This is a genomic window from Sinorhizobium medicae, from assembly GCF_007827695.1.
GTDB lineage: Bacteria > Pseudomonadota > Alphaproteobacteria > Rhizobiales > Rhizobiaceae > Sinorhizobium > Sinorhizobium medicae.
Map to the genome: position 1 here is coordinate 106,760 of NZ_VITA01000004.1, position 17,066 is coordinate 123,825.

14 protein-coding genes, 1 tRNA gene and 3 pseudogenes are annotated in these 17,066 nt (G+C 61.6%); 12 read left to right on the forward strand and 6 right to left on the reverse strand.

Translation table 11 applies throughout. The annotated features are described in order from the left end of the window. Window positions 1–97: 97 nt before the first annotated feature. The 5 genes from FB009_RS08190 to FB009_RS08210 form a co-directional block, all read right to left on the reverse strand. Window positions 98–667, reverse strand: a complete 570-nt coding sequence (locus tag FB009_RS08190) for a histidine phosphatase family protein (protein WP_102045039.1) — start codon at window positions 665–667, stop codon at window positions 98–100. A gap of 16 nt (window positions 668–683) precedes the next feature. Next, a complete protein-coding gene (locus tag FB009_RS08195) occupies window positions 684–3,146 on the reverse strand; it encodes a phosphoketolase family protein (protein WP_018209289.1) in 2,463 nt (820 codons plus the stop codon). A gap of 57 nt (window positions 3,147–3,203) precedes the next feature. Beyond that, a complete protein-coding gene (gene adhP / locus FB009_RS08200) occupies window positions 3,204–4,238 on the reverse strand; it encodes an alcohol dehydrogenase AdhP (RefSeq protein WP_012067206.1) in 1,035 nt (344 codons plus the stop codon). Between the two features lie 72 nt (window positions 4,239–4,310). Continuing rightward, complete coding sequence (locus FB009_RS08205) at window positions 4,311–4,982, reverse strand: CBS domain-containing protein (protein WP_012067207.1); 672 nt, start codon at window positions 4,980–4,982, stop codon at window positions 4,311–4,313. 68 nt (window positions 4,983–5,050) lie between these two features. Then, a complete protein-coding gene (locus FB009_RS08210) occupies window positions 5,051–5,377 on the reverse strand; it encodes a hypothetical protein (RefSeq protein WP_012067208.1) in 327 nt (108 codons plus the stop codon). A 104-nt stretch (window positions 5,378–5,481) separates the two neighbouring features. Here FB009_RS08210 and FB009_RS08215 point away from each other — a divergent pair, with 104 nt between their 5' ends. From FB009_RS08215 to FB009_RS08245, 5 genes and pseudogenes are all read left to right on the forward strand, one after another. Then, window positions 5,482–5,745 (forward strand): hypothetical protein, encoded by a 264-nt coding sequence (locus tag FB009_RS08215; RefSeq protein ID WP_012067209.1) that lies wholly within the window; start codon window positions 5,482–5,484, stop codon window positions 5,743–5,745. Between the two features lie 148 nt (window positions 5,746–5,893). Next, window positions 5,894–6,241, forward strand: coding sequence for a hypothetical protein (locus tag FB009_RS08220; RefSeq protein WP_024310869.1), 348 nt, complete (start codon window positions 5,894–5,896; stop codon window positions 6,239–6,241). Between the two features lie 179 nt (window positions 6,242–6,420). Continuing rightward, window positions 6,421–8,502 (forward strand): mechanosensitive ion channel family protein, encoded by a 2,082-nt coding sequence (locus FB009_RS08230; RefSeq protein WP_018012758.1) that lies wholly within the window; start codon window positions 6,421–6,423, stop codon window positions 8,500–8,502. Between the two features lie 307 nt (window positions 8,503–8,809). Then, a complete protein-coding gene (locus FB009_RS08235; protein WP_012067212.1) occupies window positions 8,810–10,066 on the forward strand; it encodes a threonine/serine exporter family protein in 1,257 nt (418 codons plus the stop codon). A gap of 376 nt (window positions 10,067–10,442) precedes the next feature. Beyond that, window positions 10,443–10,724 (forward strand): annotated as a pseudogene (locus tag FB009_RS08245) (M48 metallopeptidase family protein); the annotation flags it as partial. A 304-nt stretch (window positions 10,725–11,028) separates the two neighbouring features. On the opposite strand, the gene FB009_RS08250 reads toward FB009_RS08245, so the two are convergent. Beyond that, window positions 11,029–11,118, reverse strand: a tRNA-Ser gene (locus tag FB009_RS08250). A 302-nt stretch (window positions 11,119–11,420) separates the two neighbouring features. On the opposite strand from FB009_RS08250, the pseudogene rplU reads away from it, so the two are divergent. The 7 genes and pseudogenes from rplU to FB009_RS08290 all read left to right on the forward strand — a co-directional run. Beyond that, window positions 11,421–11,732: pseudogene (gene rplU / locus FB009_RS08260) on the forward strand (50S ribosomal protein L21); the annotation flags it as partial. A 96-nt stretch (window positions 11,733–11,828) separates the two neighbouring features. Further along, a complete protein-coding gene (gene rpmA / locus FB009_RS08265; protein WP_012067214.1) occupies window positions 11,829–12,098 on the forward strand; it encodes a 50S ribosomal protein L27 in 270 nt (89 codons plus the stop codon). Between the two features lie 129 nt (window positions 12,099–12,227). Next, window positions 12,228–12,875: a GNAT family N-acetyltransferase gene (locus FB009_RS08270; RefSeq protein ID WP_024310872.1), complete on the forward strand. Its 648-nt coding sequence runs from the start codon at window positions 12,228–12,230 to the stop codon at window positions 12,873–12,875. Then, window positions 12,872–13,466, forward strand: a pseudogene (locus FB009_RS08275) (GNAT family N-acetyltransferase). Before FB009_RS08270 ends, FB009_RS08275 begins: the two are co-directional and overlap by 4 nt. 117 nt (window positions 13,467–13,583) lie before the next feature. After that, window positions 13,584–14,594, forward strand: coding sequence for a GTPase ObgE (gene obgE, locus FB009_RS08280; protein ID WP_012067217.1), 1,011 nt, complete (start codon window positions 13,584–13,586; stop codon window positions 14,592–14,594). 2 nt (window positions 14,595–14,596) lie between these two features. After that, entirely contained in the window at window positions 14,597–15,778 is a 1,182-nt protein-coding gene (gene proB / locus FB009_RS08285) for a glutamate 5-kinase (protein ID WP_012067218.1), read from the forward strand. Continuing rightward, the gene (locus FB009_RS08290) at window positions 15,771–17,054 is read left to right on the forward strand and encodes a glutamate-5-semialdehyde dehydrogenase (protein ID WP_012067219.1); all 1,284 of its coding nucleotides are present in this window, start codon (window positions 15,771–15,773) and stop codon (window positions 17,052–17,054) included. Before proB ends, FB009_RS08290 begins: the two co-directional genes overlap by 8 nt. The last annotated feature ends 12 nt before the right edge of the window (window positions 17,055–17,066 follow it).

Consider the following 17,066-nt stretch of genomic DNA (forward strand, 5'->3'; position numbering starts at 1 on the left):
GGCTGGATCATGTCGCACCGAAACGGTGAAATGATCTAACCCTTTGTAATCATGCGACTCCCGACGTAAAATGCCTCACACGTTTCCCGGATTCGCTCTAGTCAGCGGCGTGTCCGTTCCATACTCTCACTGCGGGTACCTCGTGGTAGTAGGTAAGGACGCTTAACGTGCCGGTATTCAGTAGAAAATGCTGCCCGGCGCGTGGTGGCAGGCCGATCCATCGCGCTGCAAGCACGCGCAGCACGTGCCCATGCGCAAATAGCGCGACGTCGCCCTTCGCAGCCCGGACACGCGTCACGACCTGATCCACACGAGCCCCCACCTGACTCGGCGTCTCGCCGCCGGGGCAACCATCCCGGAAAATCAGCCAGCCCGGCCTCTTCGCCTGGATTTGCTGGGGTGTATGACCCTCGTGTTCGCCGTAGTTCCACTCTATCAAGCCTGGGTCGCCGATTGCCGCGGCGCCGAGGCCCACCAAGTCACATGTCTCCCGTGCCCGCTGCATCGGGCTTACGAGAACGAGCGCGAACGTGTGCCGAGCCAAAACAGGCCGCATCCTTTCCGCCTGTCGTCGTCCGCTGTCGGTCAAGGGGATGTCTGTTGTGCCCGTGTGTTGCCCGCTCAGACTCCACTCGGTCTCCCCATGCCTGATCACGAATACGTTCACGTCCAGCCCTCCCGGCTCAGACGTTGTCCCCTTCCGTAGAGGTTTTCCGGGACGCTGCCGTCGTGTCTTTCACGCCCCACTTCCAGCCGCTGATCGCAAGCATGTCGTCGCCATGCTTCTCGATATATTCGCGATGCTCGATCAGCTTCTCGTGAATTGCCTGCTTGAAATAGGCGGCACGGGCGCCGAGTTGCGGCAGCCGATCGATAACGTCCTCGACGAGGTGGAACCGGTCGAGCTCGTTCAGGACCACCATGTCGAACGGGGTGGTCGTCGTGCCTTCCTCCTTGTAGCCGCGCACGTGCAGGTTGCCGTGATTTTTTCTGCGATAGGTAAATCGGTGGATCAGCCACGGATAACCGTGGAAGGCGAAGATGATCGGCTTGTCTCTTGTGAAGAAGGCGTCGAAATCACGGTCCGATAGCCCGTGCGGATGCTCCTCCGCAGGTTGCAGCTTCATCAGGTTGACGACATTGACAACCCGCACCTTCAGCTCGGGCAGGTGTTCGCGGAGCAGTTGCACCGCCGCAAGCGTTTCGAGGGTCGGGACGTCGCCGCAACAGGCCATGACGACATCGGGCTCGCTGCCCTTGTCGCTGCTCGCCCAATCCCAGATGCTGAGGCCCATGGCGCAGTGCCTGACGGCCTCGCTCATCGTCAGCCATTGCGGCGCAGGCTGTTTTCCGGCGACGACCACGTTGACATAGTCGCGGCTGCGCAGGCAGTGGTCCGTGACGCAGAGCAGGGTGTTGGCGTCCGGCGGCAGATAGACGCGGATCACGTCCGCCTTTTTATTGACGACATGGTCGATGAAGCCGGGGTCCTGATGGCTGAAGCCGTTGTGATCCTGTCGCCAGACATGCGAACTGAGGAAATAGTTCAGTGAGCCGATGGGTCTGCGCCACGGGATTTCGCCACACACCTTGAGCCACTTGGCATGCTGGTTGAACATCGAGTCGATGATGTGGATGAAGGCTTCGTAGCAGGAGAAGAAGCCGTGGCGGCCTGTCAGCAGATAGCCCTCCAGCCATCCCTGGCACTGGTGCTCGCTCAATACTTCCATGATGCGGCCGTCCGGCGAGAGATGGTCGTCCTCCGGATAGATATCCGCCATGTAGCAGCGATCGGTCACCTCGAGCACATCCTGCCAGCGGTTGGAGTTGTTCTCGTCCGGACTGAACAGCCGGAAGTTCTTGCTCTCCAGGTTTGCCTTCATCACGTCGCGCAGGAACTTGCCCATCGCGCGGGCTGACTCGGCCATAGTCGCGCCAGGGCTGGTTACCTCCACGGCGTATTCCCTGAAATCAGGCATCTTCAAATCACGCAGAAGCAACCCGCCGTTGGCGTGGGGGTTGTCGCTCATCCGGCGGTGGCCCGCCGGAGCGAGCGATGCAATTTCAGCCGTGAGCCGGCCGGTCTCGTCGAAAAGCTCCTCGGGCCGATAGCTTTTCATCCATTGTTCGAGAATGCGGATATGCTCCGGCTTGTCCATCTCGCCCATGGGCACCTGATGCGATCGCCAATAGTCCTCGCATTTCTTGCCATCGATCTCCGGCGGGCACGTCCAGCCCTTTGGCGTCCGAAAGACGATCATCGGCCATGCCGGGCGCTTGAGATTGCCGTTCGTACGGGCATCGGCCCAGATTTCCTTGATCTCGCCGACCGCGGTGTCGAGCACGCCTGCGAGCTTCTGGTGAACATCCTCGGGATCACGGCCCTCGACGAAATAGGGCCTGTATCCCATCCCCTCGAAGAACTTGCGCAGTTCCTCCTCGGGGATGCGGGCGAGGAAGCAGGGGTTGGCAATCTTATAGCCGTTCAGGTGAAGGATCGGCAGCACACAGCCGTCGCGGGCGGGATTGAGGAATTTGTTGCTTTGCCAGCCGGTCGCGAGCGGACCGGTCTCAGCTTCCCCATCGCCAACGACGCAGGCGACGATCAGATCGGGATTGTCGAATGCCGCGCCATAGGCATGGCTGAGCGCGTATCCGAGTTCGCCGCCCTCGTGGATGCTGCCGGGAGTTTCGGGCGCGACATGGCTCGGTATGCCGCCGGGGAAGCTGAACTGCTTGAACAGTCGCTTCATCCCTTCCGTATCCTCGCTGATATTCGGATAGAACTCGCTGTAGGTGCCTTCGAGATAAGCGTGCGCCACCAATGACGGTCCGCCGTGGCCGGGGCCGATGACGTAGATCATGTTGAGATCGTCGCGCTTGATGACCCGGTTCAGATGCACATAGAGCATGTTGAGACCGGGCGACGTCCCCCAGTGGCCGAGCAGTCGCGGCTTGATGTGCTCGCGCTTCAGGGATTCCCGCAATAGCGGATTGTCGAGCAGGTATATCTGGCCGACCGAGAGATAGTTGGAAGCCCGCCAGTAGGCGTCCATCAAGCGGAGTTCCGCGGATGACAGCACGGCTGCTGCAGGTGACTTGCCTGATGTCGTCTCGTTCATCGCTGCCGTTTCAAGCGAAGTCATCTGCACCTCCCGATCATAATGAATTCTGAAATCTCTCCGGCTTGCTGTTGATGCAAGCTACTGTAATCGCACCACTATTCGACCGTCGATCTTGCCCGCTTCCATGCGATGGAAGATGTCGTTGATGTTCTCGAGGCTCTCCCACGAGAAATACGGCTTTACCTTGCCTTCCGCCGCGAAAGCGAGCGATTCCTCGAGGTCTTGTCGGGTACCCACGATTGATCCACGCACGGTTATGCGTTTCAGGACGGTCTCGAAAACCGGCAAGGACATCATTCCGGGGGGAAGACCGACCAAGACCATCGTGCCTTTCGACCGCAGGAAACCAAAGGCCTGTTCCATGGCGGCGGGAGAGACAGCGGTCACGAGCACTCCGTGAACGCCGCCGCTCGTGGCCTTCTGTACCTGCTCGACTGCATCGTCCGACTTGCCGTTTACTGCGATGTCGGCGCCAAGTTGCTTGGCCAGCGCCAGCTTGTCTTCGGATATGTCGGCGGCCACCACGTGCATTCCCATTGCCTTGGCATATTGCACCGCCATGTGGCCGAGACCGCCGACGCCCGAGATGGCCACCCATTCACCGGGACGGACTTCCGTTTCCTTCAGCCCCTTGTAGACGGTCACTCCCGCGCAGAGAACGGGCGCGGCGGCTCCGAATTCCAACCGATCAGGAATCTTTCCCGCGAACTCGGGATCTGCCAGTCCGAACTCCGCGAAGGTGCCGTTCACCGAGTACCCGGTGTTCGATTGCGAAGAGCACAGCGTTTCCCAACCGGTCCGGCAATAGGTACAGTAACGGCAAGCGGTGTGGAGCCATGGCACCCCAACCCTGTCACCTTCTTTCACTCTCCTCACGCCGGCGCCCACGGCCGAGACGAAGCCAACACCCTCGTGCCCTGGAATAAAGGGCGGAGCCGGCTTAACGGGCCAATCGCCGTTTGCCGCATGCAGATCGGTATGGCACACGCCCGTTGCTTCATATTTTACGAGGACCTGCCCGGCGCCAGGCGTTGGGACTTCCATCTCCTCTATGGTCAGCGGAGCGCGGAACTGGCGTACGACAGCCGCCTTCATCGTCTGTGCCATTTTCATTCCCATCCATCCCATACGGCTTCAGAGACATTTCTCAGAAGTTGGCGAGAAGTTGTTTTGTGAACGGCGGCGCTATTGCGTGTAGGGATCTGGAAAATGCTCCACGATGCCCCTGACCCCGTGGACACTCTCAGCCACGATCCGCGCGGCCCTGCGACAAGCCGCCGTCTCGACTTGGCCCCAAAAGTGCACGATCCCCTCGGTGACCGTGACAGTCACATCCAGTTCCTCCAGACCCGTGTTTTCCCCGAGGCGAACAAGGATGCTGCGTCGAATGGCTTCGTCGCCCGCTGCTGTTTCGTCTGGCTTCGTTGAAAAAATTGCCTGCAGGAGGTCGGCGCGGCTGACGATGCCGACCAGTTCTCCATCGCGCATTACGGGGATGCGCTTGATGCCGCGTTCCTGCATGAGCCCTGCCACGCGCGCAAGGGGCGCTTCCTCCTCGATGGTTACGGGGTCGGCCGTCATGACGTCGCCGACGCGCCACGAGCATCGCCGGATGAAGGCGTTCGCCCTGTTAACGGGATCGATCGTCATGTCCGCCATCAACACGGATGCTCCGCTGCAGAGTTCCGTCCGCCGGATCAGGTCGCCCTCGCTGATGACGCCGAGCAAGCGCCCATCGTCGTTAACGACCGGGACGCCGCTTACGTGGTAGTCGAACATCAGCTTGGCTGCCTGTCTGACGCTGTTGTCAGGCGACAGTTTGACGACCTTTGTCGTCATCACATCCTTGACAAGCATATCGATCGAACTCCGGTACAGACGTCCCCGCCACTACGGCGTCGCTGCGAAGCTGGGTCGAGTCATACTCAAGCAAGCTCCGCGACGATCTCAAGCGTGGCCCCCTCGAGATCCCGCCTGATTGTGAACTCCTCCATTCTGTGCTGCCCATCGGAAGGCGAATTGCAGCGGAAGATGCCGAACGCCGACTTCCTCGTGTGACGATAGGGCAAAAGGAACCGGTCGGCATTGACCGGAGTCAATATATCGACACTTGCTCGGCGAATCGAGAAGCTCGTCCGGCGCTGATTTCGTCGATATCGGCGCGTCGCCAGATGCTCCCCGACAAACTCGCCCGGCGTCTGCCACAGCAGAGTGCTGCTATGCGGGAGCGCACGCGGATCGGGTATGACCATCAGGCCTCGCCTAGTTCAGTCCGCCCGGAGCGCACCCGGTACGCTTGGGATTTGATGGAGATCAATGCTCAGCAGGCAGTGTTGGTGTATGTGCAATCAGAGACTTGGAACGCCCTGCGTTCAAGCCGAGGAGTAGACCGAATGCCTCAGCCGACCATCCATCATTCGCAGACGCACTCGCCTATTCGCTCGATGCCTGGCAGCGTTCCATTCTCTTTCTCGACGTGATGCGCCAGCTGGTGAACAGTACCGGGAATACAGCATACGCCGGGATAATCCCGCCCGAGGGCGTCGTTGTCGACACGCTGAAGCCCGCCGGCGACGCCAAGCTTCGCGTGATCGGACCTCGCGTGATCGGCCCTTGGTGATCAGCAACCGTTAGCCCGGCTGGGCGCCGATGAGCATCGTATCGCTGCGCCCGGAACTGTTCGGTCCGATCGTCATCACACCAAACAAAAGAGTTCAAGGTACCCAGGAGCACGTGGGAAGCCGGTGCTAGATCAAGTGGGGTCCGAAATGATCGTATACGTCGCCGAGATTTCAGGACGCGGCATCGCCGCTTTTGACGCAGCCAACGACATTGAAGCGCAAGCACAGTTGGCAAACAGGGGACTCCTACGGGATCTGATTGTCTTGCAGAATAAGGGTCGCGCACTCTGGGATGGTGTCGCGGAGATCCATGTGCGGATGGCCACCCCTGAGGAGACCGAGATCTGGCAAGCAAGCCGGGCGGCGGCTGCTCAGTCAGGTGAGGATTCCGATGTGAATCGACATGTCTTCCTGGTCCCCGTCATCGATCCTTCCCATGACAAATTCGACGATGACGATGACCCCCACGATGACGACGACCGTGACGGCGACTGAAAACGGATGACGCGGCCCTCATCGAGGAAGGGGCGGGCTGTGTGCGGCCTGGCCGATCCCCGACATCATGATGCCGTCCGAAAAGGCCGACGGATAGAGCGAGAGTTGGCTGCGCGGTCAAGCCGAAACCTCCGATCTTCTGGTCGCGCCGCCTGCCAGAAACTAGTCCGGAGCGCCCCATGAGTAACGCACTACCCATTCGAATTGGTTTTCTGCTATTGGCCGTCGCTCCAATCCTCTTTTGGATGCTGCTTGGCGTTTCCTGGGCACAGCAGGCTCCCGTCGGCGTGCCGCCCGAAAAGGCCCAACAGTTTCTCGGTCTGCTCTCTGATCCCGAGGTGAGGACATGGCTCGAGGGAAAAATTCCTTCAGCTGCGGCGGAACCCCCTGCCGCGTCGCCCGCCGATACGATTTCGAGCTGGGAGGCAGCCATCCGCGATCGCATCGGTGGGCTTTTGGGCGCAGTTCCCCGCATACCGGAGGAGCTGGCAAGCGGCGCCGCTGTTGTCTCGCGCGACGTGAACTCGGGAAGGCCCGGGCTTGTGGTCAGCATATTGGCCGTACTGATCGCCGCTGGCCTGGGCGCCGAGTGGCTGATCCGAAGGGTCTTTGCCCGGGCACGTAAATCCGGCACAAAAGAGGAAGCCGGACAGGAGATCCTGTCGGAGGTCGCTGCCTTGCTGACGTTTGCCTTGGCCAGCATCGGTTCGTTCCTGGTATTCGAATGGCCGCCCTTGCTGCGTAAGATCATCCTTACGCTGCTTGTAGCCTTAATCGTGTTTCGGGCCGTTCGGGCGATCAGCAAATTTCTGTTTGCCGTGAGCGGCTCCAACGGCATTGCCGATCAGCCGATGTCAGCTTTGGCAAGCGATGCGGCACCTCGTTTCTGGCTTTGGCGGATCAGCCTTGTTGCCGGCTTTCTGCTGTTCGGTTGGGCCATCGTCAGCCTCATGCCGGAGCTGGGTTTTTCCATCGAGGTGGTTCGGCTCACCGCGTTTCTGGTCGGGTTGGGCATTCTGGCAACCGCGGTCGAAGTCGTCTGGCGGCGCCCCGACAAGCCGGCTTCACTTGTCGTCAAGTCACTGCTTACCCTCTATCTCGTCGTGCTTTGGTCGGCTTGGGTCATGGGATTGCTGGGAGTGCTGTGGCTCGGGATCTATTCGCTGCTGTTGCCGGCTCTGGTGCGGGGCGTTGGCGATGTGGCGCAGGCCTTAGCAACCAGAGCACAGCGCACCGGGGCCCCCGGCATCGTACTGGGCGTGCTCATCGTCAGGGGTGCCAGGGCAGCGGTGATCGCCGCCGCGGTCGCATGGCTCGCCTACATCTGGCGCATCAGAGCTGCAGCCCTCGCCGGCAGCGAACCCGGCGCGATCGTGATACCTGGATTGCTCAACGGTATTATCGCCCTCTTGGTCGCCGACCTGCTTTGGCAGATGTCAAAGGCATTGATCGCCTATCGCATGGGACTTGGGCCGAAGGACGGTTCCAACGCCGATGAACTCGCCCGCAGTGGCCGCTTACGGACGCTCTTGCCGATATTCCGCAACGTGCTCGCTGTCTTCATCGGCGCCGTCACCGTGCTGACGATCCTGTCCGGGCTGGGCGTACAGATAGCACCCTTGATCGCGGGGGCGGGTATTTTCGGCGTTGCCATCGGATTCGGATCGCAGACGCTGGTCAAGGACGTACTCAGCGGCGTTTTCTACATGCTCGACGATGCCTTCCGTGTCGGTGAATACATCCAGAGCGGCAGCTACAAAGGCACGGTCGAATCGTTCAGCCTGAGGTCGGTCAGGCTTCGGCATCACCGCGGCCCGATCTTCACGGTGCCGTTCGGGGAGTTGGGAGCCGTTCAGAACATGAGCCGCGACTGGGTGATCGACAAGATGACGCTCAACGTCACTTACGATGCCGACGTAGACCTCGCACGGAAGCTCATCAAGAAGGTCGGTCAGGAGCTGGCTGCGGATCCGGAGTTCGCGGCAGACACGATTGAGCCCTTGAAAATGCAGGGTGTCGACAGCTTCGGCGACTTTGCGATCGTGCTCAGGATGAAGCTGATGACCAAACCGGGCGCGCAGTTCACTATGAAACGGCGGGCTTTCATGATGATCAAGAAGGCCTTCGATGAGAACGGCATCAGGATCGCGGTTCCAACCGTTCATGTTTCTGGAGGAAGCGACAACGCCGCCGCCGCGCAGCAAGCGCTGAACATGAGCAAGGCCGCCGAGCTGGCGGCCAAGGCACCTGTCGCCCCCTAAAGCGTAAAAACGGTGGACTCTCGTAAGTTCGGGAGGGGGCTGGTCCCGCGGCAGCAAGGATCGCGCCTGCGACTTGCGCGATGGCGTAGGCGACCACGCTTCGGCGACGTATACCAAGTGCAATATGGTATGCTCCGCCTGGATCCCGCGGCTTGAGAGCTCTTCCAGGTAAGACGGCGTCTTACCTCGTCGACCATCGACCATCACGCAAGGCCGGGAGGTGTCGGTTAACCGCAGAACAATGTGCAGATTTTCGAATATCGCATGGAATAAAATCTGGGCGTTTGGATAGCTGAAAGGGTGGGGTGTGACGCAGTCCGATAATAAAAGGCCCGAACCCGGCGTGCCGGACGACTCGATCGACATGCTGCTGCGGTTTGCCGCTATGATGTTTCGTTCCGGGGGCACCGCCACCCGTACCCGCGAACTTGTGGGGGCGATGGCGCACCGCCTCAACCTGGAAACGCCATCGGTGAGTCTCACGCTCGAATCCGTCACCCTCAGTGTTTATCGCGGCAGCGAACAGTTCGTAGCGATACGCGAGATCGGTCCGCCCGGAATCGACTTCAGGCGCCTCGGTGAGTTGGAGCGGCTTGCGAACGCGCCAGAGGCAACGGCACCGCCACACCGGATCGCGACAGAACTTGCTGAAATCGAATCGCGCGCGCCTCGATATTCCGGGTGGCAGATGGCGATCGCGATCGGCCTGGCCAGCGGAGGGTTTGCGTTCCTCAACGGAGCGGCCCTGCCGGAAATGGCCACCGCCGCGATCGGTGGCGGCACAGGTCAAGGATTGCGTTGGTGGTTGACCCGCCGCCAATTGACCGACTTCGGCACGGCGGCATTGGCTGCTGTAACCGCTGCCGGAACTTACGTTCTGGTGGCGGCGCTGGCGCACCGTGCAGGGATTGCGTTCTCGCACTATGCCGCGGGCTTCATCTCCACCATACTATTTCTCATCCCGGGCGTTTCGCTGATTGCAGGATTGTTCGACCTGTTGCAGCATCAGACGGTGGCTGCCTTAAGCCGGCTGGCACATGGCGCGTTGATCCTGTTCATCGTCGCTTCGGGGCTGAGCATCGTGATGACTGTTGCGAGCATCGAGCTGTTGCCGCGCTCTGCGCCGGCCGAGCTTGCCTATCCGTTGCGCCTTTCGCTTCGCGCCGTCGCGAGCTTCGTCGCTGGCTGCGGCTTCGCCATGCTGTTCAACAGCGCGCCATTTTTGGTGGTCGTCGCGGGCATCGTGGCGCTGGCGGCGAATAGCGTGCGCCTCGTCCTGATCGACATGGGAATGCTGCTGGCGCCGGCGGCGTTCATCGCCGCGTTTTCGATAGGAATCATCGCCGTTCTTGCGAGCCGGCGGTTGGACGCAGAGCTCATGGCCATTGTTACCCCGCCAGTCGTCATCATGATTCCGGGTCTCTACGCATTCGAGATGCTTGTTCTGTTCAACCGGGGGCAGATGCTCGAGGCCATGCAGGCCTCGGGGGCAGGCATCTTCGTGATCAGCGCGCTGGCGATGGGGTTGAGCGTGGCGCGCCTTGCAGTCCCGTGGGAACGATAGTCGATACTTGAAAGCTGTTCTACCGTGTAGTATCCGCCGTCAATGAAGAACGTATCACCGCGCGGCCTCTTGGCCGGAAGTAGCGCGGATGGAGAATACGTCTGTCTCGTTTTCCGGGCTGGCTCAAATGAGAGCAGGCATTGGCGGCCAGCGGCTGTAAGCCTCTCTCCATCGACCACGGCATGCCTGGATCCAACATTGATCGGCCTGGACTCGCCGATGCCCTCGAGGAGGTTCGACCAGGGGATATGCTTGGGTGGATCGAGGACTACAACGAAATCCATCCCCATTCCGCGCCCATGATGGCTTCCCCCAGGCATTTCATCAGGGCTAAATCAACCTAGCCGATCTGTCTGGTGAAACGGGGAGCACTCCACGCATGGTTGCGGAGATGCTTGGAATTCCGACGTCGACGGTCAATGTGGTTGACCAATCTAAGCGCTGGGGAAGTTGTGATGCTCGGGGACGCATCCGCTTAAACTGGCGCTTGATCATGGCACCTATGCCATTGGTCGATTACGTTATTGCCCATGAGGCTTGCCACGTCCTTAAGCACAATCATTCGGGGCGATTTTGGCGCTCGTTGGAAACGATCATGCCGGACGATGAGGATCGTTTAAGAAGGTTGGACAAGATGGGGCATTTATTCGTCTGGTGACGCGTGCAGCGAGAAATAGCGCAGGCAAAGCGCAGTGCATCACTGGTTACGATAAAAACAAAGCTTTACAACTATAGCCTTCCAATTCCGATGTCAGAAGTGGCCGGTCACTTTGCAGCGGGCTTTAAAGCTTTTTAGCAACCTCGCCTGACGCGGTGCGCTCGGGGCAGTTATGCCGAAGAGACGTTGTCCAGCCGTGTGCGAACGGAACCGATGAAATACGAACCAAAATGTGGGGCAAGGCGTGGGTATTCAGCCAACCTCGTCAAAAATCCAAGCAATTTCAGCTGGTTTTGAAGGCAACTGGCGGAGAGGGGGGGATTCGAACCCCCGATGGGCTTGCACCCATGCCGCATTTCGAGTGCGGTGCATTCAACCACTCTGCCACCTCTCCGCGGGGCCGGTTGGCGCTTTGAAGCGCGGCCGGTTCATAGCGGCAGTTTCTGCCGCTGGCAAGGGCTGCCGGGAAGAATATCTGCGATATGGTGGCTTTCGCCTTGACAAGCAAGGGGCGTTCCCGTAATCCGCGCCGTGAGGTGGTGTGGGCTCAGCCTGTGCCGCGCCGGGTAAGTGTTTGTGCCCGTTCACTGGCGAAGGTCAAGGATTTTCCAAGGCGCTTCGCTTCATTTAGCGACTGACAAAAAGACGGCCTTGCCTTTGAGGCGAAGAGCCGGAACGAACATGAAAGGACAAAATATGTTCGCAGTCATCAAGACCGGCGGTAAGCAGTACCGCGTGGCGGCCAATGACGTCATCACCATCGAAAAGCTGGATGGCGCTGCTGGCGACAAGATCGAATTCACCGAGATCCTGATGGTCGGCGCCGGGGCCGACGCCACCATCGGTGCTCCGTTCGTAGAAGGTGCCGTCGTCAGCGCCGAGGTTGTGGATCATGGCCGCGCCAAGAAGGTCATCGCCTTCAAGAAGCGCCGCCGCCAGAACTCCAAGCGCACGCGCGGCCATCGCCAGCATCACACGATCGTCCGTATTCTGGACATCGCTGCCGCTGGCGGCAAGGCGAAGAAGGCTTCGAAGAAGGCTGAAGCCGCCGCCGAAGAAGCTGCAAACTGAGTTCCGGGATCGAAGGTTTAAAGGAGAACACCAATGGCACACAAAAAAGCTGGCGGTTCGTCGCGTAACGGTCGCGATTCTGAGTCCAAGCGCCTTGGCGTGAAGAAGTTCGGTGGCGAGAACGTCATCGCGGGCAACATCATCGTGCGCCAGCGCGGCACGAAGTGGCATCCGGGCGCCAATGTCGGCCTCGGCAAGGACCATACGATTTTTGCGCTTACGGCAGGCAATGTGGACTTCCGCAAGAAGGCCAACGGTCGCGTGTACGTGTCTGTAATGCCGAAAGCGGAAGCAGCGGAATAAGCCGGTAGCGCTCTAAAACAGCCGGCGTCTCATCGACCCGGCTGACGCACCGCAAGGTTCAAAGCCAGACTTCAAAGGGGAGATGGGGCGATACCCAACTCCCCTTTTCGCATGTCTGGAGGAAGAACCATGCAAACCGAGCTCGCCAGGGAAGACCAATCACGGTCTCCCGAACAGAGGCTGAGGCCTCAGCGGTCAAGGACCGATTGCCCGATATTGTTATCGCCCAGGCTCGTTATGCGCGCGCCCCATGAAGACGATATCGACGCCCTTGCCCATCTTGCCAACAATGCCAACATTGCCACCATGGTCTCGCGCATGCCGCATCCCTACACCACGGCGGATGCGGCCGACTTCGTGCGACGCGCGAAAGCCGGCACGAACGGCCCCGGCACGATTGGCAAGTGCGTCTACGCGATCACGAAAGCGGACAATGGCGCATTTCTCGGTTGCTGCGGGGTGGAGCCGCATGCCGACGGCAAGACGGTCGAACTCGGCTACTGGCTGGGCGAGCCTTACTGGAATCAGGGCTATGCCACCGAGGCGGCACAGGCTTTGACCGACATGGCCTTCCGTACCCGCGACATCGACCAGATCGATGCGCGCTGCCGGGTCATGAACATCCCTTCCCGCCGGGTCATCCAGAAGTGCGGCTTTCAGTTCCAGGGTTCGGGCATGGTCGGGAGCCTGGCGCTTGGCGGCATGGTCCCCGTCGAATGGTACCGGCTCGACCGGAAGACCTGGGTCTCGTTGAGAAGCTGGGGAGGTGCCCGATGAACGCACTGGTCACAGCGCGGCCGGCAACGGTCGCCCGCCCCGGCCCCGGCCCGGCACCGGTCATCGAAACGGCGCGGCTGCGGCTCCGTCCGCACCGGCTTTCCGATGCGGCGGCAATCGCCGACTCGCTCAACGACTTCCAGGTAGCGCGGATGCTCTCTCGGGTGCCCGCGCCCTACGATCAGCAGGACGCGTTCGACTGGCTGAACCGGCAGACGGCCAACATGCTGACGGCCGATGTCATGCCGGATTGGACGCTCGCCATCACCACCCAGGGTGACGACGTCCATATCGGCTGCATCGGCATCGAGCTCAGAAACGGCCAATGGCATGTCGGCTACTGGCTGAACCGGTTCTATTGGGGCAAGGGGCTCATGAGCGAGGCGGTTCATGCCGCGATCGAACGGTTCTTCCGCCGCATGCCGGAAACGGTGCTGCATTCGGGCGTCTTCGCCGACAACCCGGCTTCGCTCAGGGTGCAGGAAAAGCTCGGTCACCGGCTGCAGCCAGATCTACGCGCTCGCGCGCAATGCGATGATGGCGCACATCGAGACCCGGCTTGCGGCTGAGGACCTGCGCCGGCCGGGCTGACTTGCAGAAAGAACCCCGCCGGGCACGACCTGGGCGGGGTTTGTCATACGATAATCTTTGACCTCTGCGGGAACGGCCTATATCGATGGCGACCTAAAGAAAACAGATGGCGATCCGATGAAATTCCTCGACGAAACGAAAGTCTATATCCGGTCCGGAGACGGCGGCGCGGGCGCCGTGTCCTTCCGCCGCGAGAAGTTCATCGAGTTCGGTGGCCCGGATGGCGGCGACGGCGGCCGTGGCGGCGATGTCTGGGTGGAGGCCGTCAATGGCCTCAATACCCTCATCGACTTCCGGTATCAGCAGCATTTCAAGGCCAAGACCGGCACGCACGGCATGGGCCGCAACCGCACCGGCGCCAAAGGCGCCGACGTGACCCTGAAAGTGCCGGTCGGCACGCAGATCTTCGAGGAGGACAGCGAAACGCTGATCGTCGACATGGTGGCGGAAGGGCAGCGCTACCGGCTTGCCGCCGGCGGCAATGGCGGCTTCGGAAACGCGCATTTCAAGTCCTCGACCAACCAGGCACCCAATTGGGCCAATCCCGGGCTCGAGGGCGAGGAGAAAACCATCTGGCTGCGGCTGAAGCTGATTGCCGATGCCGGCCTCGTCGGTCTGCCCAATGCCGGCAAATCGACTTTTCTCGCCGCCTGCACCCGCGCCCGGCCGAAAATCGCCAACTATCCTTTCACGACGCTGCACCCCAATCTCGGCGTCGCGACCGTCGACGAGAAGGAATTCATCATCGCCGACATTCCCGGGCTGATCGAAGGGGCGCATGAGGGCGTGGGTATCGGCGACCGCTTTCTCGGCCATGTCGAGCGCACCCGCGTGCTGCTGCACCTCGTCTCCGCGCAGGAGGAGGATGTCGCCAAGGCCTACAAGACGGTGAAGCACGAGCTCGAGGCCTATGGCGGGGGGCTCGAGGAAAAGCCGCAGATCGTGGCTCTGTCGCAGATCGACGTGCTCGACGAAGCCGAGTTGAAGGCGAAGAGCAAGGCGCTCGGCAAAGCCTGCGGCACGCCGCCGCTGCTTATCTCCGCCGTCACCAACAAGGGCATGACGGAAACACTGAGAGCATTGCGCAGCGTCATCGACGCGGCCAAGGCGGGCGAGGAGGACGCCTGAGCATGACCAAGGCCCGCAAAGCGCTCGATAAATACCGCCGGGTCGTGATCAAGATAGGCTCGGCGCTGCTCGTCGACCGCAAGACGGGTTTGAAGAAGAGCTGGCTCGACGCCATGTGCGCCGATATCGCGGCCCTCAGGGCCAAGGGCGTGGAGGTGCTCGTCGTCTCCTCCGGGGCGATCGCGCTCGGACGCACGGTGCTCGACCTTTCCGCGGGTGCCTTGAAGCTCGAAGAGAGCCAGGCGGCCGCCGCCGTCGGCCAGATCGTGCTGGCGCGTGCCTGGTCGGAGAGCCTCTCCACCCATGCGATCGTCGCCGGCCAGATCCTTCTGACGCTCGGCGACACCGAGGAGCGCCGGCGCTACCTCAATGCCCGCGCGACGATCGGCCAGCTTCTGAGGCTTGGCTCCGTGCCGATCATCAACGAGAATGACACGGTCGCCACGACCGAAATCCGCTATGGCGACAACGATCGGCTCGCAGCGCGGGTCGCGACCATGGTCGGCGCCGATCTTCTGGTCCTGCTTTCGGATATAGACGGGCTCTATACGGCACCGCCGCATCTCGATCCGAATGCCCGCCTTCTTGAAACCGTCGCCGAAATCACGCCCGACATAGAGGCAATGGCAGGCGGCGCAGCCTCGGAACTCTCGCGCGGCGGAATGCGCACCAAGATCGACGCCGGCAAGATCGCCACCACGGCCGGCTGCGCGATGATCATCGCCTCCGGCAAGCCAGAGCATCCGCTGGCAGCGGTGGAAGCAGGTGGGCGCTCCTCCTGGTTCGCCCCCGCCGGCTCTCCAGTAACGGCCCGAAAAACCTGGATCGCAGGGCAGCTTCTGCCGGCCGGTTCGCTCTCGATCGACGCCGGGGCGGAAACGGCGCTCAGATCCGGCAAGAGCCTGCTGCCGGCCGGTGTCCGGCAGGTGACGGGAAGCTTCGGCCGCGGCGATACCATTGCCATAATCGGCGCCTCAGGGCGCGAGATCGCCCGCGGGCTCGCCGGCTACGACGCCGAGGAGGCGCGCCAGATCGCCGGCAAAAAATCGGCTGAGATCGCCGTCATTCTCGGCTATGCCGGCCGCGCGGCCATGGTGCACCGCGACGATCTGGTCATGACGGCTCCATCGGGTGGGCGCCTGGCGGAGGAAAGCGACGAGGGAAAGGGCAAGCTCCATGCTTGAAACGGTCGAGAACGGCGATGACGTTAAGGCGATTATGCTGGAGATCGGGCGCCGCGCCAAAGCGGCCGCTCGGCCGCTCGCCGTTGCAAGCGCCGAGCGCAAGCATGCGGCACTTGTCGCCGTGGCGGGCGCTCTTGGCGCACGGGCGGCGGAAATTCTCGCCGCCAACGCGCTCGACCTCGAAAACGCGCGGGAAAGCGGCGTCGCAAACGCCTTCATCGACCGGCTTACGCTGACGGAAAGCCGTATCCGCGACATGGCGGACGGTATTCGCGCGATCGCCGAACTCAAGGATCCCGTCGGCGAGGTGATCGCCGAATGGGATCGCCCGAACGGGCTCCACATCGAGCGGGTGCGTACGCCGCTCGGCGTCATCGGCGTCATTTATGAGAGCCGGCCGAACGTTACGGCCGATGCGGGCGCGCTCTGCCTCAAAGCGGGAAATGCAGTGATCCTGCGTGGCGGGTCCGACAGTTTCCACTCGTCGCGGGCCATCCACGCCTGCCTTGTCGAGGGCCTGAAGGCCGCCGGCCTGCCGGCCGACGCTATCCAGATGGTGCCGGTCGCCGACCGCGCCGCCGTCGGCGCCATGCTCACCGGTTTGAATGGCGCGGTCGACGTGATCGTGCCGCGCGGCGGCAAGAGCCTGGTTGCGCGCGTCCAGAACGAGGCGCGGGTGCCGGTCTTCGCGCATCTCGAAGGCCTCTGCCACATCTATGTCGATGCGTCGGCCGATCTCGCCATGGCAACGCAGATCGTCGTCAATGCCAAGATGCGCCGTACCGGCATCTGCGGCGCCGCCGAAACGCTGCTGATCGACCGCAACGCCGCAGAAAAGCTCGCAAGGCCACTGATCGAAGCGCTCGTTGAGGCGGGCTGCGAGGTGCGCGCCGAGAGTAGCCTCTCAAGCGTCATGCCTGGCCTGAAATCCGCCACCGACGAAGACTGGGCGACCGAATATCTGGACGCGATCATTTCGGTGAAACTGGTCGACGGCATCTCCGGCGCGATCGAGCACATCAATATCTGGTCCTCGGCCCATACGGAGGCCATAATCGCGGAAGAGCCGAGGGTGGTGGAGCGCTTCTTCTCCGAGATCGACTCGGCGATCCTCCTGCACAATGCTTCGACGCAGTTCGCCGATGGCGGCGAGTTCGGCATGGGCGGCGAGATCGGCATCGCCACCGGCAAGATGCATGCGCGCGGACCCGTCGGCGTGGAGCAGCTCACCTCGTTCAAGTATCGTGTGCGCGGCACGGGACAGGTGCGGCCCTGACGACACCGAGCC